This is a genomic window from Algiphilus aromaticivorans DG1253 (assembly GCF_000733765.1).
GTDB lineage: Bacteria > Pseudomonadota > Gammaproteobacteria > Nevskiales > Nevskiaceae > Algiphilus > Algiphilus aromaticivorans.
This window is the reverse complement of the sequence record NZ_JPOG01000001.1, coordinates 3425313-3446674: the sequence shown is the minus strand read 5'-3', so window position 1 is coordinate 3446674 and position 21362 is coordinate 3425313. Positions and strand designations below refer to the sequence as shown.

Annotated in this window: 24 protein-coding genes; 6 read left to right on the top strand and 18 right to left on the bottom strand. The window is 65.8% G+C overall.

Annotated elements, in window-relative coordinates; genetic code table 11:
• Window positions 1-72 precede the first annotated feature (72 nt).
• Window positions 73-1980: a M48 family metallopeptidase gene (locus tag U743_RS16085; protein ID WP_084191834.1), complete on the top strand. Its 1908-nt coding sequence runs from the start codon at window positions 73-75 to the stop codon at window positions 1978-1980.
• Window positions 1981-2092: 112 nt separating this feature from the next.
• On the opposite strand, the gene U743_RS16080 is transcribed toward U743_RS16085, so the two are convergent.
• Genes U743_RS16080 through U743_RS16065 form a run of 4 tightly spaced genes read right to left on the bottom strand, consistent with a single transcriptional unit; the run spans window position 2093 to window position 4448 of the window.
• Entirely contained in the window at window positions 2093-2449 is a 357-nt protein-coding gene (locus tag U743_RS16080) for a hypothetical protein (protein WP_043769759.1), read from the bottom strand.
• A gap of 47 nt (window positions 2450-2496) precedes the next feature.
• Entirely contained in the window at window positions 2497-2898 is a 402-nt protein-coding gene (locus tag U743_RS16075) for a roadblock/LC7 domain-containing protein (RefSeq protein ID WP_043769757.1), read from the bottom strand.
• A gap of 1 nt (window position 2899) precedes the next feature.
• Window positions 2900-3496, bottom strand: a complete 597-nt coding sequence (locus U743_RS16070) for a GTP-binding protein (RefSeq protein WP_052368292.1) — start codon at window positions 3494-3496, stop codon at window positions 2900-2902.
• Between the two features lie 10 nt (window positions 3497-3506).
• Window positions 3507-4448, bottom strand: a complete 942-nt coding sequence (locus U743_RS16065) for a hypothetical protein (protein ID WP_043769754.1) — start codon at window positions 4446-4448, stop codon at window positions 3507-3509.
• A 219-nt stretch (window positions 4449-4667) separates the two neighbouring features.
• On the opposite strand from U743_RS16065, the gene U743_RS16060 reads away from it, so the two are divergent.
• Complete coding sequence (locus tag U743_RS16060; protein WP_043769751.1) at window positions 4668-5108, top strand: nuclear transport factor 2 family protein; 441 nt, start codon at window positions 4668-4670, stop codon at window positions 5106-5108.
• Window positions 5109-5131: 23 nt separating this feature from the next.
• Here the strand turns inward: U743_RS16060 and rnk are convergent, their stop codons facing one another.
• The gene (gene rnk / locus U743_RS16055; RefSeq protein WP_043769747.1) at window positions 5132-5551 is read right to left on the bottom strand and encodes a nucleoside diphosphate kinase regulator; all 420 of its coding nucleotides are present in this window, start codon (window positions 5549-5551) and stop codon (window positions 5132-5134) included.
• Window positions 5552-5925: 374 nt separating this feature from the next.
• Entirely contained in the window at window positions 5926-7191 is a 1266-nt protein-coding gene (locus U743_RS16050) for an MFS transporter (RefSeq protein WP_043769743.1), read from the bottom strand.
• Between the two features lie 169 nt (window positions 7192-7360).
• Between U743_RS16050 and U743_RS16045 the strand changes: the two genes are divergently transcribed.
• Entirely contained in the window at window positions 7361-8110 is a 750-nt protein-coding gene (locus U743_RS16045) for an EthD domain-containing protein (protein ID WP_052368291.1), read from the top strand.
• An 8-nt stretch (window positions 8111-8118) separates the two neighbouring features.
• On the opposite strand, the gene U743_RS16040 is transcribed toward U743_RS16045, so the two are convergent.
• Both U743_RS16040 and U743_RS16035 read right to left on the bottom strand, forming a co-directional pair.
• The gene (locus U743_RS16040; protein WP_043769740.1) at window positions 8119-9603 is read right to left on the bottom strand and encodes a type I restriction-modification system subunit M; all 1485 of its coding nucleotides are present in this window, start codon (window positions 9601-9603) and stop codon (window positions 8119-8121) included.
• Window positions 9600-10319 (bottom strand): hypothetical protein, encoded by a 720-nt coding sequence (locus U743_RS16035; protein WP_052368290.1) that lies wholly within the window; start codon window positions 10317-10319, stop codon window positions 9600-9602. Before U743_RS16035 ends, U743_RS16040 begins: the two co-directional genes overlap by 4 nt.
• 49 nt (window positions 10320-10368) lie before the next feature.
• Between U743_RS16035 and U743_RS16030 the strand changes: the two genes are divergently transcribed.
• The 3 genes from U743_RS16030 (at window position 10369) to U743_RS16020 (ending at window position 13277) form a co-directional block, all read left to right on the top strand.
• On the top strand, window positions 10369-11445 hold the full coding sequence (locus U743_RS16030) for an endonuclease NucS domain-containing protein (RefSeq protein WP_043769736.1): 1077 nt from the start codon (window positions 10369-10371) through the stop codon (window positions 11443-11445).
• A 22-nt stretch (window positions 11446-11467) separates the two neighbouring features.
• Entirely contained in the window at window positions 11468-12004 is a 537-nt protein-coding gene (locus U743_RS16025) for a DUF6933 domain-containing protein (protein ID WP_156966476.1), read from the top strand.
• 73 nt (window positions 12005-12077) lie between these two features.
• Window positions 12078-13277 (top strand): IS256 family transposase, encoded by a 1200-nt coding sequence (locus U743_RS16020; protein ID WP_043764746.1) that lies wholly within the window; start codon window positions 12078-12080, stop codon window positions 13275-13277.
• 151 nt (window positions 13278-13428) lie between these two features.
• On the opposite strand, the gene sugE is transcribed toward U743_RS16020, so the two are convergent.
• The 10 genes from sugE to U743_RS15970 all read right to left on the bottom strand — a co-directional run bounded on the left by sugE (window position 13429) and on the right by U743_RS15970 (window position 21309).
• A complete protein-coding gene (gene sugE / locus U743_RS16015; protein ID WP_043769729.1) occupies window positions 13429-13749 on the bottom strand; it encodes a quaternary ammonium compound efflux SMR transporter SugE in 321 nt (106 codons plus the stop codon).
• Window positions 13750-13946: 197 nt separating this feature from the next.
• Window positions 13947-14594 carry a glutathione S-transferase family protein gene (locus tag U743_RS16010; RefSeq protein ID WP_043769726.1) on the bottom strand — a complete coding sequence of 216 codons (648 nt, stop codon included), beginning with the start codon at window positions 14592-14594 and terminating at the stop codon, window positions 13947-13949.
• Window positions 14595-14649: 55 nt separating this feature from the next.
• A complete protein-coding gene (locus U743_RS16005; RefSeq protein WP_043769723.1) occupies window positions 14650-14871 on the bottom strand; it encodes a hypothetical protein in 222 nt (73 codons plus the stop codon).
• Between the two features lie 231 nt (window positions 14872-15102).
• A complete protein-coding gene (locus tag U743_RS16000) occupies window positions 15103-15342 on the bottom strand; it encodes a DUF6868 family protein (protein ID WP_043769720.1) in 240 nt (79 codons plus the stop codon).
• A 522-nt stretch (window positions 15343-15864) separates the two neighbouring features.
• Window positions 15865-16239: a hypothetical protein gene (locus tag U743_RS15995; RefSeq protein WP_043769718.1), complete on the bottom strand. Its 375-nt coding sequence runs from the start codon at window positions 16237-16239 to the stop codon at window positions 15865-15867.
• A gap of 196 nt (window positions 16240-16435) precedes the next feature.
• Complete coding sequence (gene yghU / locus U743_RS15990; protein ID WP_043769715.1) at window positions 16436-17329, bottom strand: glutathione-dependent disulfide-bond oxidoreductase; 894 nt, start codon at window positions 17327-17329, stop codon at window positions 16436-16438.
• A gap of 153 nt (window positions 17330-17482) precedes the next feature.
• Window positions 17483-18751, bottom strand: a complete 1269-nt coding sequence (locus U743_RS15985) for a type II toxin-antitoxin system HipA family toxin (RefSeq protein ID WP_043769711.1) — start codon at window positions 18749-18751, stop codon at window positions 17483-17485.
• The gene (locus U743_RS15980) at window positions 18738-19079 is read right to left on the bottom strand and encodes a helix-turn-helix transcriptional regulator (protein WP_043769708.1); all 342 of its coding nucleotides are present in this window, start codon (window positions 19077-19079) and stop codon (window positions 18738-18740) included. The genes U743_RS15985 and U743_RS15980 overlap by 14 nt, the downstream gene beginning before the upstream one ends.
• Window positions 19080-19148: 69 nt before the next feature.
• Window positions 19149-20315 carry a hydroxymethylglutaryl-CoA reductase gene (locus U743_RS15975; protein ID WP_043769705.1) on the bottom strand — a complete coding sequence of 389 codons (1167 nt, stop codon included), beginning with the start codon at window positions 20313-20315 and terminating at the stop codon, window positions 19149-19151.
• A 46-nt stretch (window positions 20316-20361) separates the two neighbouring features.
• Window positions 20362-21309 (bottom strand): acyltransferase, encoded by a 948-nt coding sequence (locus U743_RS15970; RefSeq protein ID WP_043769702.1) that lies wholly within the window; start codon window positions 21307-21309, stop codon window positions 20362-20364.
• Window positions 21310-21362: the final 53 nt, after the last annotated feature.

Here is a 21362-nt window from a genome sequence, read left to right as displayed (position 1 = left end):
GTGGTCTAGGTAGTGGCCACCTTCTTCGAACAACAGGCAGCGGCACGCCGCAGCACCCGCGTCCTCGTCGGCATGTTCCTGCTCGCCGTGCTGGCCATCCTGGCCGCGGTCAACGCCGTCGTGGCCTTCGGCCTACTGGGCGCCGGCGAGGTCCCGGCAGAGCAGCTGACCGGCCCGCTGATCACGACCACGGTGATCGTGCTGACCATCGTAGGCGGCGCCGTGCTGATCCGCATGTCGCAGCTTCGCGCCGGCGGCACGAAGGTGGCGGAATCGCTGGGCGGCACACGCGTAAGCGAGGACACCCGTGACCTGCAGCTCCTGCGCTTGCGCAACGTGGTGGAGGAAATGTCCATCGCCTCCGGCGTGCCGGTGCCGGCCATCTACGTCCTGGAGAACGAGGACGCCATCAACGCCTTCGCCGCCGGCTACACGCCCTCGGACGCGGCCATCGCCGTTACGCGCGGCACGCTGGACCGGCTCAACCGCGAAGAGCTGCAGGGCGTCATCGCCCACGAGTACAGCCACATCCTCAACGGCGACATGCGCCTGAACATCAATCTCATGGGCTGGCTGTTCGGCATTCTGGTGATCGCCATCGCCGGACAGCGGCTGATGCTGTCGGGCGCGATCTCGCGCAACCGCAACGCTGCCGGTGCCGCCGCCCTGGGGCTGGCGCTGGTCGCCATCGGTTACATCGGCGTGCTCTTCGGCCACATGATCAAGGCTGCGGTGTCGCGCTCACGCGAGTATCTTGCCGACGCCTCGGCCGTGCAGTTCACGCGCCAGAACAGCGGTCTCGCCGGCGCCCTCAAGAAGATCGCCGGCGTGCCTCAGGGCTCCAGGCTGACCACCGCCGAAGCCGAGGACGTCAGCCACATGCTCTTCGCCCACGGGCTGAAGAGCCGGCTCTTCGCCACGCATCCGCCGATCACCAAGCGCATCCGCGCTCTGGAGCCCGGTTTCGATCCCAAGGCCTTCAAGGCCGAGGCCCGCCGTCTCGGCGAACGTTACGATGGCCGCCAGCCGGATAGGAGCGAGCGCAGCGGCCCATCCAGCGCGGCCATCGCCGGGCTGAGCGCCGGCATGGCCGCTCAGAGCAGCGATACGCCGACACAAGGCGTTGATGCCGCCAGCGAAGTGCAACAGGTGGACGAACTGCTGGAGGCAGCCGGCAGCATGGCGCTCGACCATGTGCAGCTCGCACGTACCCTGCGCGCCACGATGCCGGAGCGACTAACCGAAACGGCACACACGCCGGGCGGCGCGATGGCCGTGCTGCTGGCGCTGCTGCTCGACGAGGATGAGGGCATCCGCAAGCAGCAACGCCAAGCCATCATCGAACACCTCGGTGAACCGGCCGCCGACGCCGCCAGGGGACTGCGCGAGGCCATGATCGCACTGCACCCGCTGCAGCGAGTACCTCTGGCAGCCATCGGCATGCCCGCCCTGCGCCGCCTGCCGCAGGCACGGCTGCAGCGGCTGCGCCGCGTCTTGCCGGCACTGATCCACGCCGACGGCCACATCGCCATGCACGAGTACGCCCTCGCGATGATGCTGGAAAGCCAGCTCAGCGACATCCTCACGCCGAGCCGGCGCGAGGCCGGCAAGCGAGGCCCGGAGCAGCGTGCCGAGGACATCGCGCTGCTCTTCGGCGTCATGGCGCGTATTGGCCACGCCGACGAGGGGCAGGCGCGCACTGCCTATGAAAGCGGCATGGCGCAGGTGCTCAGCGAGGTGCCGACCTACAGCGAGGCCCCCGACTGGCATCAGAAGCTGGACGACGCGCTGCAACGGCTGGACCGTCTGGCCCCGCAGCACAAGGAGAAGCTGCTACGCGGCCTGAGTCGGACGATGCGCCACAACCATCAGGTCACCGCCGAGGAGTACGAGCTGCTGCGCGCGGTGGTAGCCACCCTGCACTGTCCGCTGCCGCCCACGAATGGCCAGACCGGGCATCCGGCTTCCGCTTCGGTGTAATAAGGCTTAGCGCTGCCTCAGCCGGCCCGAAGCCAGCAGCCATCCGACGACAGCGCAACGGGCCCGCGCGCGATCTGCCGCTGGCGCGCGGGCCCGAAGGCTGGCCGATTCCCTAGAGCGAAAGCGATCCCTCGAAGCTCTGCAGGCTGCGGCGCGCCATGGCCAGATTGGCCTGCTTGCGATTGAGCACGAGATAGACGAAGACGTCCTGCGACTTCGCCAGCGGCCGGATCAGGTGGTACTGCTCAGTCAGCGTGATAAGAATGTCCTCGATGCCGCCGGGGATGCCCAGCTTCTCGGCGACGCGGCGCTTGGCCTTGACGACCTCGGAGTTGCCGGCCGCGGCCACCTCCAGATCGATGGTGCCGCCCTCGGTGGCGGCCATCAGCATGCCGCTCTCGCCGTCCACCAGCCCGGCGCTCATGAAGCCCTCAATTTCCTTCAGCGGGGTGAGATCGATCGATGCCATCGTGTGTGCTCCTTTGCCAAAAATGCGTTGTAGAAAACGAAATCCGCTCATTGCGGTGCGAGAAGGGCATCTGCCAGCGCGGCGGCCGTTCTGCGAACGGCGACCAGGGCATTGCCCATGGAAGTCTTGGTATCGGTGAGCGCGAGCAGCACGACACGCGGCTGCAGCCGCGGCACCGACATGATGAGAATCCGGCCCTGCTGGCCGCTGATGTAGATGTCCTCGCAGGCACCGATATGCCCCGACTGGGTCAGCGCCCCGGCCAGACCCATCGCCGAAGCGCTGAGCGCAGCCAGACTGCTGTCCGCGCGCTGGCTGCGCGCGCCCTGGGCCAGCTCGAAACCGTCCTCGGTGGCAAGCACCGCAGCAGTGATGCCGTGCTCGCGCGCCAGCAGCGCATCGATCGCCTCCCGCGCGTGACCGCGCAGCGTCTCGGCCGTGATGCTCATGTCAGGCGACCCGGAAGATCATTGCTTCCTGACGCTGCAGGCGATCCAGCACTTCGCTGCCTTCGCTGTCGACCTGCGCCAGCAGGGCCTCGACGGTCAGCACGGCCGAATCGGTCTGCCGGGGATCGATGGGCAGAACCGGAATCGTGGGGTAGCACGCGCCCGCCGAGGCCGACAGCCTGTCGAAGGCCTCCGGCGCCAGATCGACGCGCGTCACGGCGATGACGGTGGGCACTCCGCCCAGCAGCTCTTCGTAGGTCGCCAGGAAACGGTCCAGTTCCTCCTCGGCGTCCGCGGCATCGGCCGAGACCATCATGATCACGCCGAAGGCGTTGCGCGCGAGGATGCGCCACATGAAATCGAAGCGGTCCTGTCCCGGCGTGCCGTAGAAGGCGACTTCCAGGCCTTCCTGGATGCAGCGGCGCCCGTAGTCCATGGCCACGGTAGTGGTGTCCTTGCCGGGCATGGCTTCCGAGCTGGCCGCCTCGGTGCGCACGACTTCGGTATCGCTCAGCGCGCCCACCAGCGTCGTCTTTCCCGCCCCCATGGGGCCGGCGACAACGATCTTCAGCTCCGCCAGCGCGGGATCGTTCGCCATAGCCGCTGGCTCAGTGCGCGCGCGCAGTCAGCCCGAAGGCAGAACGCAGCGCCTGAATCAGGCCACCGTAGCGACTGCCGGGAGGAACCACCGCCTCGGGTTCCGCAGCAGGCGTCGTCGCGGGTACCGCCTCGGCGGTGACGAAGCCGAGCAGCACGCCGGCGTTGATCAACGCGATGGCGTCCGCGGTGGCGTGCTGCTCGCTGCGCTCCAGGGTGCGCAGATCCACATTCCCCGGCGCGAGGCGCGTACAGATGCGCATGGCGTCGCTTCTACCGATGAAAGGCTCCGGCGGCAACGGCCAGCGCCGCAGCTTCAGCCGCGCATCGACCGCCACCAGCGGGTATCCGTACTGCGCCAGTTCACGCGCCAGGGCCCACACGAAGAACTGGCCCTGCTGCAGGCTGCCGCTGCTCGTCACCGGCTCTTCAGACAGGAGATGCGTCGTCTGCAGAAATCCCGGCTCGCGCATGCGCGCGGCCACGCGCTCGTCCGAACCCACATGCACACGCGGCGCGCCGTAGACCGCGGTGAGGCCGAAACGCAGACCATCACCGCTCTCCAGCGTCAGGCCTTCGCGCCGGCCGGCAATCAACGCCTGCGTGGCATCCGCCAGCGATTGCAGATCGGCGGGCAGCGAGTTTGTCGTGACGCGCAGCGTGCGCGCGGCACCTTCCAGAAAGGCGCAGAACTCTGCCGTCGTCGCCGGAAAGCACAAGCCGGGCCCTTCGCCCGCCACGTAATCCGCGCGCTCCACCACGGGCAGCGCCCGCGCCGTCGTCTCGGGCTCGCCGACGACCGGATCAAAGAGCAACACATCGGCCTCATCCGGCGCCGTCACCAACTCCCAGCGCGGCGACAGACGCCCGCCCGCGCGCTCGACCAGGCTCTGCAGCAGCAGGCGACGGCGGGTGGACATCTCGCCCAGGGCGAGCTTGAGGGTGACGGACATGGCGTTCTCGGCGCAGGATTCTTCTTGCTGAAAACCCTAGCCCGGCGCAGTGCCTCGCGGTATGCCGCCGATCGCGTTGCGCGCGCCGCCCGTCGCAACCCCTTGAGGCCCACCGAATCAGGCCTTTGTGCACCCGACCGCAGCAGGGGTATCGCCTTCGCAATCGGAGCGGGTGGCGTAGCCTGCGGCTACACAGACTCACTCCTATCGACGACCGCCATGGACGACCACCGCGCCATCGAGAATCTGCTCTACCGCTACGCCGAGCGCATCGACGCCGGCGACTTCGAGGGCGTGGCCGAGCTGTTCCGCCACGCCACCATCATTGCCGCCAGTGGGCAGCACCGCATCGAAGGTTATGAGGCGGTGCTCGCCATGTACCGCGGCTTTACACGCCTCTACGACGACGGCACGCCGCGCACCCAGCACATCGTCAGCAACGCGCGCATCGAGGTCGACGGCGACAACGCGCTGGCGCACTCGCGCTTCACGGTGCTGCAGGCCACCGATGCGCTAGCCCTGCAGCCCATCATCGCCGGCCGCTACGAGGATCGCTTCCACCGCGTCGATGGCGCCTGGCGCTTCGCCGAACGCGCCATGATCCCGACACTCTACGGCGACGTCAGCCAGCACCTCCTGCAGCGTCCCGAAGCTGGCTGAAGACCACCGCGCTCAGGGCCGTCTCAGTCCGGGAGGCTGTCGGCCTGCACCTTTACGACCTTCAGCGTGCGCTCGACGCGCTGCGGCACGTGCCAGTCGATCGTCTGTCCCACGGAAAGGCCAATGAGCGCCGCGCCTAACGGGCTGACCACCGATATCCGGGAATGCGAAGCGTCGGCCTGCTTGGGATAGACCAGCTGCACGCGTCGCTCCTCGCCGGAGGCTTCGTCCTGATAGGTCACCCAGGCGCCGAAGCGCACCACGTCCGCCGGCATCTCGGCGCTGGGCACCAGCCGCGCACGGGAAATCTCTTCCAGCAGGTAATCGCCCACATCGGGCGTCTCCTCGGCCGCTTCCTCCGCCAGCCGGTAGAGATAGTCGTAATCGGCCTCGTCGATGATCAACGGCGGGGCGCCTTCGCTGGAATTGTTGTTGTCACGCATGACCTGCTCCTGGGGCGTGCTGCGCCGCGGACCATCGTCCAGCCACGCAAGCCGCGAAATCGGGAAGTACCACCGGCACACCGCGCGAGCCGAGTCGACGGGCAATGCCGAAGAATAAGAACGGGGGTCTAGAGCGGCCCCGGACCGGGGCGCGCAGCCACAGCCCGGGGCTCAGCCTCCGGAGGCGAGAAAACCTGCGCGCTGGCGCAGGGTCGAAATGGGCGGGATGCGGCGCATCAAACGATATTCGGCCTTTGCCGTCGAAGTGTCAATCGAGCCCGTCAGCGGCGCTACGAAAGGCGCGAAAAGAAAACGAACACGGCGCATAGACGCCGAAGCCCGCTTCCGGGACCTGATACTGCCGATACGCGCGCTCAGGCGCGCGGACTCTCCTGGCTGACGTCGTCCTCAGTGATCTCGTAAGCCTCGGCGGCCTGCATTTCCATGGCGATGGGCGTGGTGCGCACCTGGGGCACGAAGCGCGCAGCGTGATCGCGTGCGTCCCGGCGGTGCCGGTGCAGGCTGCGCACGGTGTAGGCCGCGAGCAGAAGATGCATGAGCGCGAAATAGACCGGCAACGCCTGCGCATGCGTCAGGCTCATGATCTGCCCCGCCAACGCCGGGCCGAGAGCCGCCCCGACGCCATGCAGCAGCAGCAGGCTCGAGCCACCGGACAGCACGTCGGCCGGCTCCAGATGATCCACCAGGTGAGCGATGGCAACCGGATAGACGGCAAATGCCAGCCCGCCATAGACCGCTACCGCGGGTATCACCCAGGTCCCCGCGTAGCTCAGCACGAGGAGACCAAGCGCGCCGAGGGCCGCCGCTGCGGCGAGGACACCAAGCACCCATCGCCGGTCGTAGCTATCCGATATCCGCCCCAACGGCACCTGCAAGAGCGCGCCGCCGAGGATGGCGCAGGTCATGAAGGTCGCAATACCGCTCGCCTCGAGGCCGATCCGCCCCGCGTACAAGGGACCAAGGCCCCAGAAGGCGCCCATCGCGAGTCCCGACAGAAAGGAAGCCGCGACCGCCAGCGGTGCCACCGCCCACATGCGGCGGACGCCGAGCCGCTGAGCGTCCTCCACCTTCGGCTGCGCGATACGCGTCCAGGCGACCGGCACCAAGCTGACGGCGGTCAGAATGCCCGCCAGCACAAAAAGCGTGTGCGAAGTCGGCGCGTCCAGACGCAGCAACTGCTGAGCAGCGGCAAGCGACCCCAGATTCACCGCCATATAGGCAGCGAAGACGCGGCCGCGCTGCGCCGGCGGCGTCTGCCCGTTCAGCCAGCTCTCGATGATCGTGTAGAGGATCACCAACACCACGCCGGTAACGATGCGCAACAGCCCCCAGATCAGCGGCTCCACCACCAGCACGTGAAAAAGCGCAGAGGCCGATGCAAGCGCCGCGCAGAGCGCGAAGGCGCGGATGTGGCCGACGCGGCGAATCAGCGGCAGCGCCAGAAAGGTGCCGATGAAGAATCCGACGAAATAGCCGGACATGATCACGCCGATCAAGCCGTCGCTGTACCCCTCCAGCCCCGCACGCACCGCGACGAGCGTGTTCAGCAGCCCGGTGCCGAGCAGCAGGAAGGCGACGGCGAGCAGAAGAGCAGCGATGGGAAGGACAAGGGAGACCATAGGCCAGATACCTGCACCGGGTTTGCGTTACCACCATGGAAGAAGCGTGCCACCGGCGTGGCGACCAGCCGACGCGCGGGGCGAGCGGCGTGAATACCACGTTCGTGCATTGCCAGCCGCCCCGCCGTCTGCAAGGCTGCCGATCCCGGCCTCTGGCGGACGCCACTCCATGGAAAAGCTCTTCTACGCGCTCTGGGCACCGGACGGTGTCGACAGCGCCACCTTCGGCGCACAGCTGCTTGACTCCATCGGTGCACGGCTGCGCGAACGCGGCGCCGAGCGCGTCAAGATCAACATCGTCGACGCCGCCGTCGCGCCCGGTGCGCACCTGCGCCAGGAGAACATGCAGCCACCGGTAAGTGCCGTGGTCAGCTTCTGGCTGAACTCGGCGCACTTTCGGGCGCCCTTTGAGGCCGAGCTGCAGGCAGTGGCCGCGCGCATCGCTGGCTACGTCGTCAGCGAATCCGTGCCCATTCCGAACGTCGACGCCGTACCGCCTGACGGCCAGCGCACGGCCGGCTTCAACCAGATTGCCTTCCTGCAGAAGCCACCGCGGCTGACCCACGGCGGATGGCTGACGCACTGGATGGGCCACCACACGATGGTCGCGGTGGAAACGCAGTCCAACTTCTACTACTGCCAGAACATCGTGCAGCGCCCGCTGACCCACGGCGCGCCGGACTGGCACGGCTTCGTGGAGGAATGCTTTCCCGCCGAGGCCATGACCGATCCGCAGGTCTTCTTCAACGCCGCCGGCGACCCGGCCGCCTTCGACACCAACCTGCAGCGCATGATGGACAGCTGCCACGCCTTCATCGATTTCGACCGCATCGACGTCATCCTCGCCAGCGAATACCGCCTGGGCGGCTGGCGCGATCTAGCGCACCCCGACATGCCGAGCCCCTGGTCGCGGCAATAGCTGCCTTTCTATTCGCGTTCCAGCTCGGCCAGGACACTCCGGAAACTTGCTAGCCCGGATTCCAGGTTCTCCACGATCTCCTGGGCGATGTCATCCGGCTCCGGAAGATTGTCCAGATCGCCCAGGGATTGATCGCGCAGCCAGAAGATGTCGAGGCTGGCCTTGTCACGCTTGCAGATTTCCTCGCGGCTGTAGCGGCGCCAGCGCCCCTCGGGGTTCGCTTCGCTCCAGGTTTCCTGACGCTCGTGACGTCGACCGGGCTTGTAGCACTCGACGAACTCTCGCAGATGCTCGTCGCGAAGCGGCTTCTTCTTGAGGGTGTGATGGATGTTGGTCCGGTAGTCGTAAAACCAGACTTCATCCGTCCAAGGCTCGGCACGCCCCGCGCGACCGTCGAAGAACAGGACATTCGCCTTCACACCGTGCGCGTAGAAGATGCCGGTCGGTAGGCGCAGGACGGTGTGCAAGTCGGTGGTTTCCATCAACTTGCGGCGGACGGTCTCGCCCGCACCGCCTTCGAAGAGCACGTTATCCGGCACCACTACGGCGGCCTGCCCGTTTTCCTTGAGCAACGTACGAATGTGCTGAACGAAGTTGAGCTGCTTGTTCGAGGTAGTCGCCCAGAAGTCCTGCCGGTTGTAGACGAAGTCTTCCTTTTCCTGTTCGCCAGCGTCGTTGGTGACAGTCAGCGTGCTCTTCCTGCCGAAGGGCGGATTGGCCAGCACATAGTCGTGCCGTCGCGGCGCCTCGTTCAGCAGCGCATCGGTCGACGAGATGGTGGGTTCATCCTTGATATCGCCGATGTTGTGCAGGAACAGATTCATCAGGCACATGCGTCGGGCATCAGCCACGATCTCGTTGCCATAGAAGGTCCAGCGCTTGAGCGCATGCTTTTCGTCGGCGCTCATCGTGGCCAGATGGTGCTCCTTGATGTAGTCGTAGGCGGCCAGGAAGAAACCACCCGTGCCACAAGCGGGATCAGCGATGGTCTGGCCCGGTTTGGGCTGGACGCACTCGACCATGGCGCGAATCAACGGACGCGGCGTGAAGTACTGCCCGGCACCGGACTTGGTGTCCTGCGCGTTGCGCTCCAACAGGCCCTCGTACATGTCGCCCTTGACCTCTGCGTCCAGCATCACCCAGCTTTCCTGGTCGATCATCTGAACCAGCCGGGCCAGCTTCGCCGGGTCCTGGATCTTGTTCTGCGCCTTGGTGAAGATCTGGCCGAGCATGCCCTTGTGCTGTCCCAGCGCCCGCAGCAGTTTGATGTAGTGGGCTTCCAGCTCGGCGCCCTTCCGCGCCTTGAGACTGTTCCAGTCGTACTGTTCCGGAATGCCGACGTCCCGCTCCCACGGCTTGCGTCGGAATTCGTCCGCCATCTTGAGGAAGATCAGGTAGGTGAGCTGCTCCAGGTAGTCGCCATAGCTCACGCCGTCGTCGCGGAGCATGTGGCAGAAGTTCCAAACCTTGGAGATCAGGTTTTCAGCGTTCACTCTTGCTCCTCGGTTGCGACATAGGCTTGATCCGGTCGATTACGCTCGTCGGGGTAACGAAGGCGCAGCAGCCCCTCCCGAACCATGGGCGTTAGATATACCTGCTGGAGATAAGCGCTGTTCCGGCGTGTGATCTCGGCGAGCTCACGAGCAGAGTAGGGGCGCTGCCGACACAGCTTCAACACGACTTGTTTCAACCGCTCAGTATCCCGGCTACGCTTCCCCAGCTTTTCGAGTTCCCTGTGCAGGTCGTTCGGCAGCGCCTCGATTAGAGACTCCCCGGATAAGCCGCCAGACTCCCCAGATAAGCCCTCGGAGTTCCCAGATAAGCCCGATGACTCCCCAGACAAGCCCGAAAACAGGTCGTCGCGCGACGGCTGACCGGTTTCCGTCGCGGCATTTCCTAATTGCGCTCCTGGAACATAGTAGGTAGCCGGCCCCATGGGCACTTGGTCGACGAGACCCAGATCGCGAAGCCGAACCAGACGCTGGCTCGCCGTCAGCGTGTCAACGCGGTTGAGGTTCCGATAGTCCGAGTTGGTGATTCGCCGGTTCTCCCGTACAAAAATCAGCGCCCGCTGCTGGTCCTCTGTCAGCTCCAGCGATCGGTGCGCTAAGGTCGCGAAGACAAGGCAAGGCGCGCCGCTGCTTCGATGCTGGCTTTCTGAACGTGAATGGGCGCGTCGCCAGCAATCGCGCGCTGGAGGCAAGAACATCACGCCGGCGCTGATACTCGCCGGCCGAAGCTACGAGGGAGGGCGACTGATGCCGGTACGCAACGCCATCTGGAAGGTCGGCGCGGAACCACAGCCGCTCACCGAAGGCCGGCTGCCCAGCGAGCGGACGCTGGAGGAGATGATTGTCGCCGCACCCAGCATCCTGTCGGACGAGTGGATGCTGATTGGCCGCCAGGAGCAGACCGGCACCGGCGGCATCATCGACCTGCTCGCCATTGCGCCCGACGGCACGCTGGTGCTGATCGAGCTCAAGCGCGCCCGCACGCCGCGCGAGGTCGTCGCCCAGGCGCTGGACTACGCCTGCTGGGTGGAGACGCTGAAGGCCGAGGATATCGCCGCCGCCTATGCCCGCTTCCGGCCCGGCGGCAACCTCAGCGACGACTTCGAGGCACGCTTCGGCTATCCGCTGGACGAGGACACGCTCAACGACAGTCACCAGATCGTGGTGGTGGCGGCCTCGCTGGACAGCAGCACCGAGCGCATCGTGCAGTACCTCAACGCGCGCGACATCCCGATCAACGTGCTCTTCTTCCAGGTCTTCGACAACGCGGGCGAGCAGCTGCTGTGCCGCACCTGGATGATCGACCCCGGCGAAACGCAAGTGAACGTCGCCGCCGCCGGACGCGGCGACAAGGAGCCCTGGAACGGCGAGTTCTACGCCAGCTTCGGTCACGGCCAGGGCCGCGACTGGGAGGAAGCCCGGCAGTATGGCTTCATCAGCGGGGGCGGCGGCACTTGGTACAGCAACACCCTCAGCCTGCTGGGCACCGGCGACCGCGTCTGGGTGAAGGCGCCCGGCTTTGGCTTCGTCGGCGTCGGCGAAGTCACCGGCCCGCGCCAGTCGATCAACGAATTCCAGATCGACGGCCGTCCGGCCATCGAAGTGCTCAGCGGCGCCCATTACCATCGGGAGCACGCCGATGATACGGACCGCTGCGAGTACTTCGTACCGGTGAAATGGCTACAGACCGTCCCGCTGGATCAGGCCGTCGACGAGATCGGGCTCTTCGGCAACCAGAACACCGTCTGCAAACCGCGCACACCGAAGTGGCGCACCACCGTCGAACGACTGAAGGCCGCTTTTCCACGGCACAACGGGTCGTAAGCGTGAGTTGAGAGACCGACGAATGACAACCCTGCGCTGCACTTCAAAGCTGTTGAAGGCAATGAAGGCTAAGCCCGCGGAGACGTTGCCCGAACCGTCCAACCGGCTTGGCGAGTGGACGGCCAATCTGATCCGCGTCGGGCGTATTCAGCTCGTGCTCGGCGTCAACGAACGCACGCGGCTGGGAGTGGTGACGGAGGCCGCACCCTACAAGACGGTTCCGACCCGGTTGGTGGAAGAGATCTCCCGCTCGTTGCTCATGATCGGAGTTCCTGAACCGGAGGCGACGGCCGAGGCTGAAGCCACAACGCCTTCGGCAATCGCCGCCAGCAACTCACGTTCGGTGCTGGCGACGATCAATCAGTACAGCCACAGCGTGGATGCGCGGCTACGCGCACCGCTGCCGCCCGCAACCCTGAACGAGCTCAATGGGCTACTTGCCGACCAGATCGTGCTGAAGCCGGAGCACATCGGCTTCCCTGCCGACCGAGTGCGCGAGCTCTTCGGGCTTCCATTGATGGCTTCTGCGCCACGGGTCGTGTCCCACGACGTGGTGTAAGTGATTGGGTGTCACCGGTGGCAACTGGTTTAGGTTTGGATTGCGACGACCAACCTTCACCGAGGAACCACCGATGACCGATGAGATGATGAACCTGCGAGCGCTGCTGGAGAAGAGCCCGGACGCTGATTTGCTGCGTGAGATGATTGGTTTTGCCAGTCAGCGCCTGATGGAGCTGGAGATTGGCGCCCGCACGGGTGCGGGTTACGGCGAGAAGAGCGCCGAGCGTCTGGTGCAGCGCAATGGCTACCGCGAGCGTGACTGGCAGACGCGGGCCGGGACCGTGGAGCTGCGCATTCCCAAGCTGCGCAAGGGCAGCTACTTCCCGGGCTTTCTGGAGCCCCGACGGATGTCGGAGAAGGCACTGACGGCGGTGATTCAGGAGGCCTACATCCAGGGGATCTCGACCCGCTCGGTCGATGATCTGGTGCAGGCCATGGGCGGCACCGGCGTCTCGAAGAGCCAGGTCTCGCGGCTGTGCGAGGAGATCGACGAGCGCGTCCACGCGTTTCTGGAGCGACCGATCGAGGGGGACTGGCCCTACCTGTGGATCGATGCCACCTACGTCAAAGTCCGACAAGCCGGCCGGATCATCTCGGTGGCGGTGATTGTCGCGGTCGGCGTCAACGACGATGGCCGCCGCGAGGTGCTTGGCATGGATATCGGCCCGTCGGAGGCCGAGACCTTCTGGAAGGACTTTCTGCGCAAGCTCGCGCGGCGAGGACTGCGGGGCGTCAAGCTGGTGATCTCCGATAGCCACGAAGGCATCAAGGCGGCTGTCTCCAAGGTCTTCACCGCCACCTGGCAGCGCTGCCGTGTCCATTTCATGCGCAACGCTCTGGCACATGCCGGCAAGAGTGGCCGGCGCGTGGTCTCCGCCTTCATCGCCACCGCCTTCGCCCAGAATGACGCCGAGGCAGCGCGCCAGCAGTGGCGCCACGTCGCCGACCAACTCCGCAGCAGCGTGCCCAAGCTCGCCACGCTCATGGACGACGCCGAAACCGACGTACTGGCCTACATGGACTTCCCCGCCGCCCACCGCGTGAAGCTGCACAGCACCAACCCGCTGGAACGTCTCAACGGCGAGATCAAGCGACGCACCGAGGTTGTCGGCATCTTCCCCAACGAAGCGGCAATCCGGCGCCTCGTCGGCGCCATCCTCCTGGAACAGAACGACGAGTGGGCCGTGCAACGTGCCCGCTACATGACCCGGGAAACCATCACCGAGGTCATCCATCCACCCGCCATGCAACTGCCGGCTGTGGCAGCCTAAGCAACGCAGCCAGCCGAACCGGTAGCCACCGTCATACCCAAGGAGCTACACCACGGCTAGGGACACGACCGCGCCACGCGGCCAGCGCGAAATCTCGGGGAGCACTTCGATCCATGAGAGGTAGCCCCACCAGCCACGCGCCGACGCCCTCTCAGCCCGGCGTCGCCAGCTTGAGGCCAACGAGGCCCGCGACGATCAGCCCGATGCTGATCAGCCGGCCGGCGCTTGCCGAATCCCCGAAGAGCACGATGCCCAGAATCGCCGTTCCCACAGCGCCCACGCCCACCCATATCGCGTATGCGGTCCCCACCGGCAGCGACTTCATGGCGAGCCCGAGCAGCCACAGGCTGACGACCATCGCCAGCACGGTGCCGACGGTCGGCCACGGGCGCGTGAACCCTTCGGTGTACTTCAGCCCGATCGCCCAGGCGATCTCGAACAGACCGGCGACAACAAGAATGACCCAAGCCATCTGTCTTCCTGCCTCAATTGCCGGGGTCGTCCCCGTTGCATGATGGAGCGGTGAGGCCGTCCCCACGTCCTTCTGGTGCCCGGATCATAGCGGAGCGCAACTGGCCGAGAGCGCCATTCGGTAACGATCGCAACTGCTGTAACAACTGCCCGAAGCGCGATTCTGAGGCGATGGAAGACGCCCCAGCCGCGGATCGGTCAGCCGGCAGGCGCCTCCGAGCCAGCCGCGATCGCCGCGGCCCGTTGGTAGGCCGGCCGCTCTCTGACGCGCGCGACGTAGGCCTGCGTGTTGGGCAGGTCTTCGATGGCGCGGCCGCCGAAATGCGGCAGCACGGTCAGGTTGTGCAGCACCATGATGTCGGCGCAGCTGAAGCGCTCGCCGGCCGCATAGGGCTGGGCGCTCAGGCGCTCCTCCAGATAGCGGAAGTAGCCGTCTTCGCGCCGCCGGCAGGCGCGCACGATGACCGGCTCCGACGCCTCGTCCGAGTTTTCCCCGGCGCCACCGGCGTAAGCCATACGCACGAAGAGCGCAGTCTGGATGGCATCGCTCAGCTGCATGCCCTGCAGATAATCCGCGTAGCCCGGCTCGTCAGGGCCGACGCTCAGTCGGCCACCGCCATGTACCCGGCTAATGTACTCGACGATGGCGGCGGACTCGGCCATCACCTGATCGCCGTCGCGGATAATCGGCGCCGTGCCGAAAGGATGCAGCGCCCGGTAGGCCGGCGGCGCGGAACCGTCGGCCTCGCGCTCGAAGCGCTCCAGCCGATAGGGCAACTCCAACTCCTCCATCAGCCAGATCACGCGCTCGGACTGCGATGCAGCCAGATGGTAGATCGTGATCATTTCGTCGCTGATTCGCTCAGAACCTACCGGAACGCGCTTGAATCAGGGCACGACATCACTTGCCGGCCCGTTCCTCGCAAGCCTCTGGCGTCTGGCTGGTGATCATGGCGCCGTCCGCCGTACGGCCGAACCAAGCGCCATCACGCTCGGTGCAGCCGCTCTTCGCCTGGGCTGACGCCCCCTCATCGGCGGCCTCCGAACCCGGATCCCCTCCACAACCGATAAGCAGCATGGCGGACAGAGCGAGCACATCACTCGCGGGGGCGTTCATCGACATAAGGAACTCCTTGGGTAGATGGCAAGCACGGGACGTATCGATACCGCTCGTACCCGCGCGGGCATCAAGAAAAGGGCACGACGATCTAAGTCAGGGCCGTGTACCGGCCGACAGTAGAGCAAGTCCGTCCGAAGGTCGAACCGGCGAACCCAACAGCTACGCACGCTGGGCAGCCAAGCATTCGGCTCGCTGCCTCATCGCACATGACGCGTTCGCGACGCCGCCGCCTCGCTACACAAGGCTCAAGGCAGCGAGCGGCACAAGATTGAACAACAGCACCCCGATCTTGTAGACCGCCATGCCACCGTAGTGGATGCCGTCGAAGACCTCACGCGAGAGATTGAACCACCGCGTGTGAAGCGCGAACACCCAATCATGCGCCGTGACAAGAGCGCCGAACCAGATCAGCAAGACGGCGTAATTGAGGAGCGTGCACCAGACCAGAAAAGAAACCAAAGACTCAGCTGCCATGACTACCTCCGAGGTAGTGAACCCTCATTCGGAAACCGCGACGGCACCTCCACTCACCTAGGCGCGCTCATCGCACGGCCACTAGGTATGGGCCCAGCCAGCCGCTTTGTGCCAATAGTGGACTTCTGTCTAACAGTGATTAGGTCGCACGCATCATCATTCAATCATAATGCGCGCTTCATAACTCCACGAGAATCTGGGTGACCGATGGCCCATAGGCTCTTGTCGAAATTGAAATAAGTGAGAGTAGAGCAACAGGGGCGCGCTGGGAGCAGCGGCACAAGAAGCAGTCTTGGCGTTGGGTAACGCACGTCTGCGTGTAGAGGACGGTTACACGGCGCGGGATCGTCGCCGCGCAATCGTATGCGGTCGTCGCTTGGCATTTTCTGGAGTTCTCCTTGCCAATCGCGTTGCGCTTCGGCACGGCGGCTCCCCCATTGCCCATGCTCTTAGGCCGAGCCTAACGGAGGGGACCGCCACTGCCTAGTAGGACCTATGGCGCTCTGGCTCGCGGCAGAAGGCTTAGTGATCGTCGGCGCGGACGAGTCTCTTGCGGACGGTGCGGTACCGTCGCCGCTGCGCAAGCTGCCACAGCAGCAAGCGGCCGCGGAGGCGGCGCCACAGGCCATGCTCCCAGCGGTAGCCGCCGCTCAGATAGCGCACGCCGCTGTCGGTCAGGGCGTAGCAGCGCGGGCGGTCGTGGACGGGCTCGAGCAGGCCACGCCGGAGCATGACGGCGATCGCCGACTCCAGGTCGCTCACACGTAGACCACTTTCCCGGCGGCCGTCCTCGCACAAGTCCTCAGCGAAGAAGCGACGCCCGGCCTCAAGCCTGTCGCACGGAAAGGCACGCACCAGGGCGAGCATGCGAAGCGAAGGTGTTACCGCGACCCGCATAGGCGGTCTCCTGGCTGGCCGGTCGTCCTCCCGCCTTTGGCGGGCAGGGACCCCCCAGTCTCAGGGCTAGCGGATGGCCGTGACGGCCAGCCGCCGATCGGCGGTGCGGACGAACCGCTTAACGCAGCTGCGACCTGGATACATCACCGTGCTCTTCGAGCGGCTTTCTCCATTCAACGGAGCGCCGGGGCCGCCTTCAAATCTTGCTGCCACCCGAATCCTTGCCCTGGATCTTGTCCATGGTTCGCAATTCGAAATCGCTGGCGTCGTGGCGCTCGGGGAGCTGCTCGTGGGGCTCGCCCCAGAAGCGGTTGACCATGCGGCCGCGCTGCACGGCCGGGCGGGCGTCTATCTCGCTGGCCCAGCGCTGGACATGCTCGTAGCTCTGCACTTGCAGGAACTCGCCGGCTTCGTAGAGCTTGCCCTGCGCCAGCACGCCGTACCACGGCCAGTTGGCGATGTCGGCTAGGGTGTATTCGTCGCCGGCCAGGAAGCGGTTGTCGGCCAGCCGCCGGTTCAGCACGTCGAGCTGGCGCTTGACCTCCATGGCGAAGCGGTCGATGGGGTATTTCAGTTTCTCCGGGGCGTAGGCGTAGAAGTGGCCGAAGCCGCCGCCCAGGAAGGGCGCGCTGCCCATCTGCCAGAAGAGCCAGCTCAGGGTTTCGGCGCGCGCCGCCGTGTCGGTGGGCAGGAAGGCGCCGAACTTCTCTGCCAGGTGCACGAGGATGGCGCCGGATTCGAAGACGCGGATGGGCTGCTTTCCGCTTCGGTCCAGCAGCGCCGGGATCTTGGAGTTCGGATTGACGTCGACGAAGCCGCTGCCGAATTGCTCGCCTTCCATGATGTTGATCGGCCAGGCGTCGTACTCGGCGCCGTTGTGACCGAGCGCGAGCAGTTCCTCCAGCATCACCGTGACTTTCACGCCGTTGGGTGTGGCCAGCGAATAGAGCTGGAAAGGGTGCTCGCCGACCGGCAGTTCCTTGTCCTGCGTAGGGCCGGCGACGGGGCGGTTGATGCTGGCGAAGCGGCCTCCGCTGGCCTCTTCCTGGGTCCAGACGCGCGGGGGTGTGTAGCCGGCTTGGTCGCTCATTGTTGTGCTCCGGATGCGCGGCCGATGCTGTCGGCCGCTCGAATGAATGTCGTGCGGCAGCCTAAGGCCTGGGCATTGGCCGCCACAAGAAGCGGCTGTCTTGCATTCATGCTCGGTGGTGCGCTTGACGCGGGCGTTCCTGCACCGCGGCCGTCATAGCCGCTCGTAGCCGGTAGTGGCGTCGGGATTCAGAAACTGCCTGCCCCAGAGCAGCTTGCGATCCACGGGCGAAAGGGCCGCTTCGTCACAGACCTGCTCCCAATGTTGGTGGACTCCGGCGATCTGCCGCTCGATGAGTGCCCGCGCCTCGGCTTCTGACAGCAGGAACTGCGGTGCAGCCTGCTGGCATACGGTGAGCCGACTCAGGCGGTTCTCGCCGTGAACCAGCATGGCCTGACTCGCCTCGTTGCCGACGCGCCCCTGCGGGCAGATGTCATAGGCCGGCGTCAGGCTGAGCTGCGCGCCATCCCAGAAGGCGGCGTGATTGCGGGCGTGATCGTCGGTATTGCCGCAGAGCACGTTGAAGACCAACCTTTCGAAGAGTTCACGCAGGGTGGCCTTGGGCTGGGTGAAGCGGTGGCGGATGATTTCCGCCAGCTGCTCGTAACTCGCATAGCGCGCCATCAGCTCGTCCAGCTCCAGGAGAGTCAGCGCCGACACCACGGCTTTGCGCTGCCAGCCCTCCGGGGTCTTCCGGCGGTCGAAGCGCTCAACCAGCAGGACATCCTTGCCGGCGGCCTGCACCAGCTTGACCGGCGCCGCAGTCATGCCCAGCAGGCTGGCGAGACGCATGGCGATGTATTCGGCCTTGACCACGGGATAGAGATCCGTGCTGCTGGCGAACTTGGCGATGTGCTTGCGCTCGCCGTCGTCGATCATGGCCTTCGGGCGGGCGCCGCCGAGGGAAGTACCGTGCAACAGCGCACGCTCCAGCTCGGGCGGTATGGGCAGGCCTTCCTCCACGCATCGGGCTGCGTCGAGCAGTGCTTCCAGAGGCGCCCGCTCGGCGGTGCGAGGCACGTACTCGCTGGCGGAGGCCTGGAAATCCAGGGCACCGATCCGGTCCGAACCGGATGCCAGCAGATAGCTCAGCTCGTCGAGCGCCGCCGTGTCGCTATCGCGTCCCTTGGCGCCCAGGAACCGATTGATGATGACGCGGCGCCCCCAGGCGTCCGGCGCGGCATCACGCAGGCAGCCGGGCATGGTCAGGCCGGGCGGCAGTGGAAGCCGCCCGGGGTGGAGCGGGAGCTCCGGGAGATAGAGCGGGATCGCGTTTTCGCGCGCCAGATAGCTGCGCCCGTAGTTGAACTGGAAGCCGCCGGCGGTCGCAGCCACGCGTCCGGCAACGACGGGCTCTGTGGTACCCGGCAGCCAGACCCAGACATAGGCCTCGCTCGGCGCGTTCGCGCTAGAAGTCGTCATCAGCGGGCGCGGCCTGCGGCTTGCGCACGGCGGATGGCAGCAGGCTCAGCCTGTCCTCCGTGCGGCGGATGTGTGCGTCGAGCACGCCGGGGTCGGGGTCGAATAGCGGCACGCCGACGATGGCGGCCAGCTCGAAGGCAAGCCCGAGGGCAACCCGTGGGTCGCCGCGTTCGACGCGATAGAGCAGATCCCGCGAAACCCCGGCCCGCTCGGCCAGCGCGGCGGCCGTCATGCCGCGCTCTAGTCGACGCGTGTGAAGCTGCAGGCCCAGCAGGCGAACAGCCTGCCGGGTGTATCGGGAATAGGTGCGGGTGCCGGTCTTCGGCATGAGCGATACTTTCGTCTTATATATAAGACCTATGATGCCCTATGTCTTATAAATCAGACAATATCCGGATCATCGGTTGCGCCCGTACTGCTCGTGGCTGCTCACCCATTCGTCGGCCAGCACGGCCGCGCCCAGCGACAGCTCGCCGCAGAGCACGGTGGCGCCGATAATCTCGGCCAGCTTGCGGGCCTTGCCCTTGCCGAAGCAGTCCATCATCTCCAGGCATTCGCGCTGGGTGGGCAGACCGGTGCCGCCGCCGTGCGTGGCGACGATGAGGCTGGGCAGGGTGATGCTGTAGTAGAGGTCGCCGGCCTCGGTCAGTTCGCTGTGCACGATGGCGCTCTGCGATTCGGCGACGTTGGCCTCATCCTGGCCGGTGGCGATGAAGACCGAGGCAATGCCGTTGGCGGCGTGGCTGCCATTGTTGCTGGAGCCGGCCAGCATGGCGCCGATATTGGAGATGCCGCGTTGGACGGAGAACTGCTTCGTGCTGACGTGCATGACCTGCTGCAGCACTGCGTCCGGGATCACGCATTCGGCGACCACGCGCTTGCCGCGGCTGTAGAGGGTGTTGAGCTGGCTGTGCTTCTTGTCGGTATCCATGTTGCCGGAGAGCACCCAGCGCTCCATCGGACCGGGATAGTTGTCGGCAATCCATCGGCAGGCTTCGCGCGTGGCGCGGCCACACATGTTCTGGCCGGCGGCGTCGCCGGTGGTGTAGTTGAATCGCAGGTAGCGGAAACGTGCAGCGGCGAACTGCTGTACGAATTCCAGCTTGCCGATGCTCGTGGTGGCTTCGGCGGTGGCGCGGATGGCGTCCATGTTGGCCTCCACCCAGTCGCCGAAGTCGCGCGCCTCGCGGGCGTTGGCGAAGATGAAGACGGGCGCGCGCTGCATGACGTCGTCGACAACAGAAACGGTGATGCCGCCGGCCTCGCGCGTCAGGCGCATGCCGCGGTTGTAGCTGCCCACCAGCGTGCCTTCGGTGGTGGTCATGGGCACGTAGAAGTCACCCTGGGCGTGTTCGCCGTTGACCTTCAGCGGCCCGGCGAGGCCCAGCGGAATCTGGCAGACGCCGGTGAAGTGCTCGATGTTGCCGCGGGTGTCCGCGGCATCGAAGCTGTGGCTGCCGGTGTGCTTGAGCTCGACGCCGGTCTGCTCGCGCACGAAGTCGCGACGCTGCTGCGCCATGTCGTTGCTGTAATCGTCGTCCTTGTCGCGGGGAATACGGCTCATGCCCGGCTCCTCTCTGGTTGTCCGGTCGATTGTGCCGTGCGCGGGCTCAGCCGCGCGAATCGCCCGAATGCAGCGCCGTCGCTTGCGCCGCGGGCTGCTCGTTGCGCAGCTCGCGCAGCCGCGCTTCCTTGGCGCGCCAGAAATCGGCCACCCACTGCTGGAAGCGGGCGCGGAACTCGGGGTCGTTCTGGTAGTCGCCGGCCAGCATGTCCTCGGGGATCTCGTGCAGCCTTGCCTCGACGATGAGATCAGCCTGCTCGCCACTGGCAAAGCTCCATACGAGGCTGTAGCCCGTCGGTCGGTAGACGATGGTGACGTCGATCAGCCCGGCGACCTGGCGACCCATGGCGCTGATGGCAAAGGCCAGCCCGCCGGATTTGGGCGGCAGCAGATTGTCGTAGGGCGACTGCTTGGTAGCGTGCTTTTCGGGCGTGAAGCGCGTGCCTTCGGCAAAGTTGACGATGGTCACCGGCATGTTGCGAAAGCGCTCGCAGGCGCGGCGGGTGGTTTCCAGATCCTCCTTGGCCAACTCGGGGTTCTTCGCGATGGCATCGCGCGAATGGCGTGCCATGAAGGGGTAGTCCAGCGCCCAGCAGACGAAGCCGATGACCGGCACGTAGATCAGCTGCTTCTTGAGAAAGAAGCGCAGCCAGGGCACCTGACCGCGCAGCGCCTCAAAGAGGACGACGATGTCCGCCCAACTCTGATGATTGCTGATCAGCAGGTAGTGCTTCTGCGGATCCAGCGCTCCCTCAATGCGGATGTCCCAGCGCACCGGGGTCAGCAGACGCAGCAGCAGGGCATTGCTGCGGATGAACTGCCAGGCGATGGTCACCATCAGGCGCGTCCAGAAGTCACGCCCGGTCTGCCAGGGCGTGAGCAGCTTGAGCAGAGAGAAGGGTAGAAAGACCAGGAAATGCAGCAGCAGTGAGAGGCTGAGGGCGGTGATGGTCAGCACCCCGATGATCACCCGCGGCAGCAGCAGTGACAGCATTCCCAAAACCCTCCCGTCAGGCCCCTCGCACAATCGCCAATGATAGGACCGCC

Coding starts and splice junctions, on each gene's coding strand:
- U743_RS16085 (WP_084191834.1), top strand. CDS start 73: ATGTTCCTGCTCGCCGTGCTGGCCATCCTGGCCGCGGTCAACGCCGTC.
- U743_RS16080 (WP_043769759.1), bottom strand. CDS start 2,449: ATGGCATCGATCGATCTCACCCCGCTGAAGGAAATTGAGGGCTTCATG.
- U743_RS16075 (WP_043769757.1), bottom strand. CDS start 2,898: ATGAGCATCACGGCCGAGACGCTGCGCGGTCACGCGCGGGAGGCGATC.
- U743_RS16070 (WP_052368292.1), bottom strand. CDS start 3,496: ATGGCGAACGATCCCGCGCTGGCGGAGCTGAAGATCGTTGTCGCCGGC.
- U743_RS16065 (WP_043769754.1), bottom strand. CDS start 4,448: ATGTCCGTCACCCTCAAGCTCGCCCTGGGCGAGATGTCCACCCGCCGT.
- U743_RS16060 (WP_043769751.1), top strand. CDS start 4,668: ATGGACGACCACCGCGCCATCGAGAATCTGCTCTACCGCTACGCCGAG.
- rnk (WP_043769747.1), bottom strand. CDS start 5,551: ATGCGTGACAACAACAATTCCAGCGAAGGCGCCCCGCCGTTGATCATC.
- U743_RS16050 (WP_043769743.1), bottom strand. CDS start 7,191: ATGGTCTCCCTTGTCCTTCCCATCGCTGCTCTTCTGCTCGCCGTCGCC.
- U743_RS16045 (WP_052368291.1), top strand. CDS start 7,361: ATGGAAAAGCTCTTCTACGCGCTCTGGGCACCGGACGGTGTCGACAGC.
- U743_RS16035 (WP_052368290.1), bottom strand. CDS start 10,319: ATGTTCTTGCCTCCAGCGCGCGATTGCTGGCGACGCGCCCATTCACGT.
- U743_RS16030 (WP_043769736.1), top strand. CDS start 10,369: ATGCCGGTACGCAACGCCATCTGGAAGGTCGGCGCGGAACCACAGCCG.
- U743_RS16025 (WP_156966476.1), top strand. CDS start 11,468: ATGACAACCCTGCGCTGCACTTCAAAGCTGTTGAAGGCAATGAAGGCT.
- U743_RS16020 (WP_043764746.1), top strand. CDS start 12,078: ATGACCGATGAGATGATGAACCTGCGAGCGCTGCTGGAGAAGAGCCCG.
- sugE (WP_043769729.1), bottom strand. CDS start 13,749: ATGGCTTGGGTCATTCTTGTTGTCGCCGGTCTGTTCGAGATCGCCTGG.
- U743_RS16010 (WP_043769726.1), bottom strand. CDS start 14,594: ATGATCACGATCTACCATCTGGCTGCATCGCAGTCCGAGCGCGTGATC.
- U743_RS16005 (WP_043769723.1), bottom strand. CDS start 14,871: ATGTCGATGAACGCCCCCGCGAGTGATGTGCTCGCTCTGTCCGCCATG.
- U743_RS16000 (WP_043769720.1), bottom strand. CDS start 15,342: ATGGCAGCTGAGTCTTTGGTTTCTTTTCTGGTCTGGTGCACGCTCCTC.
- U743_RS15995 (WP_043769718.1), bottom strand. CDS start 16,239: ATGCGGGTCGCGGTAACACCTTCGCTTCGCATGCTCGCCCTGGTGCGT.
- yghU (WP_043769715.1), bottom strand. CDS start 17,329: ATGAGCGACCAAGCCGGCTACACACCCCCGCGCGTCTGGACCCAGGAA.
- U743_RS15985 (WP_043769711.1), bottom strand. CDS start 18,751: ATGACGACTTCTAGCGCGAACGCGCCGAGCGAGGCCTATGTCTGGGTC.
- U743_RS15980 (WP_043769708.1), bottom strand. CDS start 19,079: ATGCCGAAGACCGGCACCCGCACCTATTCCCGATACACCCGGCAGGCT.
- U743_RS15975 (WP_043769705.1), bottom strand. CDS start 20,315: ATGAGCCGTATTCCCCGCGACAAGGACGACGATTACAGCAACGACATG.
- U743_RS15970 (WP_043769702.1), bottom strand. CDS start 21,309: ATGCTGTCACTGCTGCTGCCGCGGGTGATCATCGGGGTGCTGACCATC.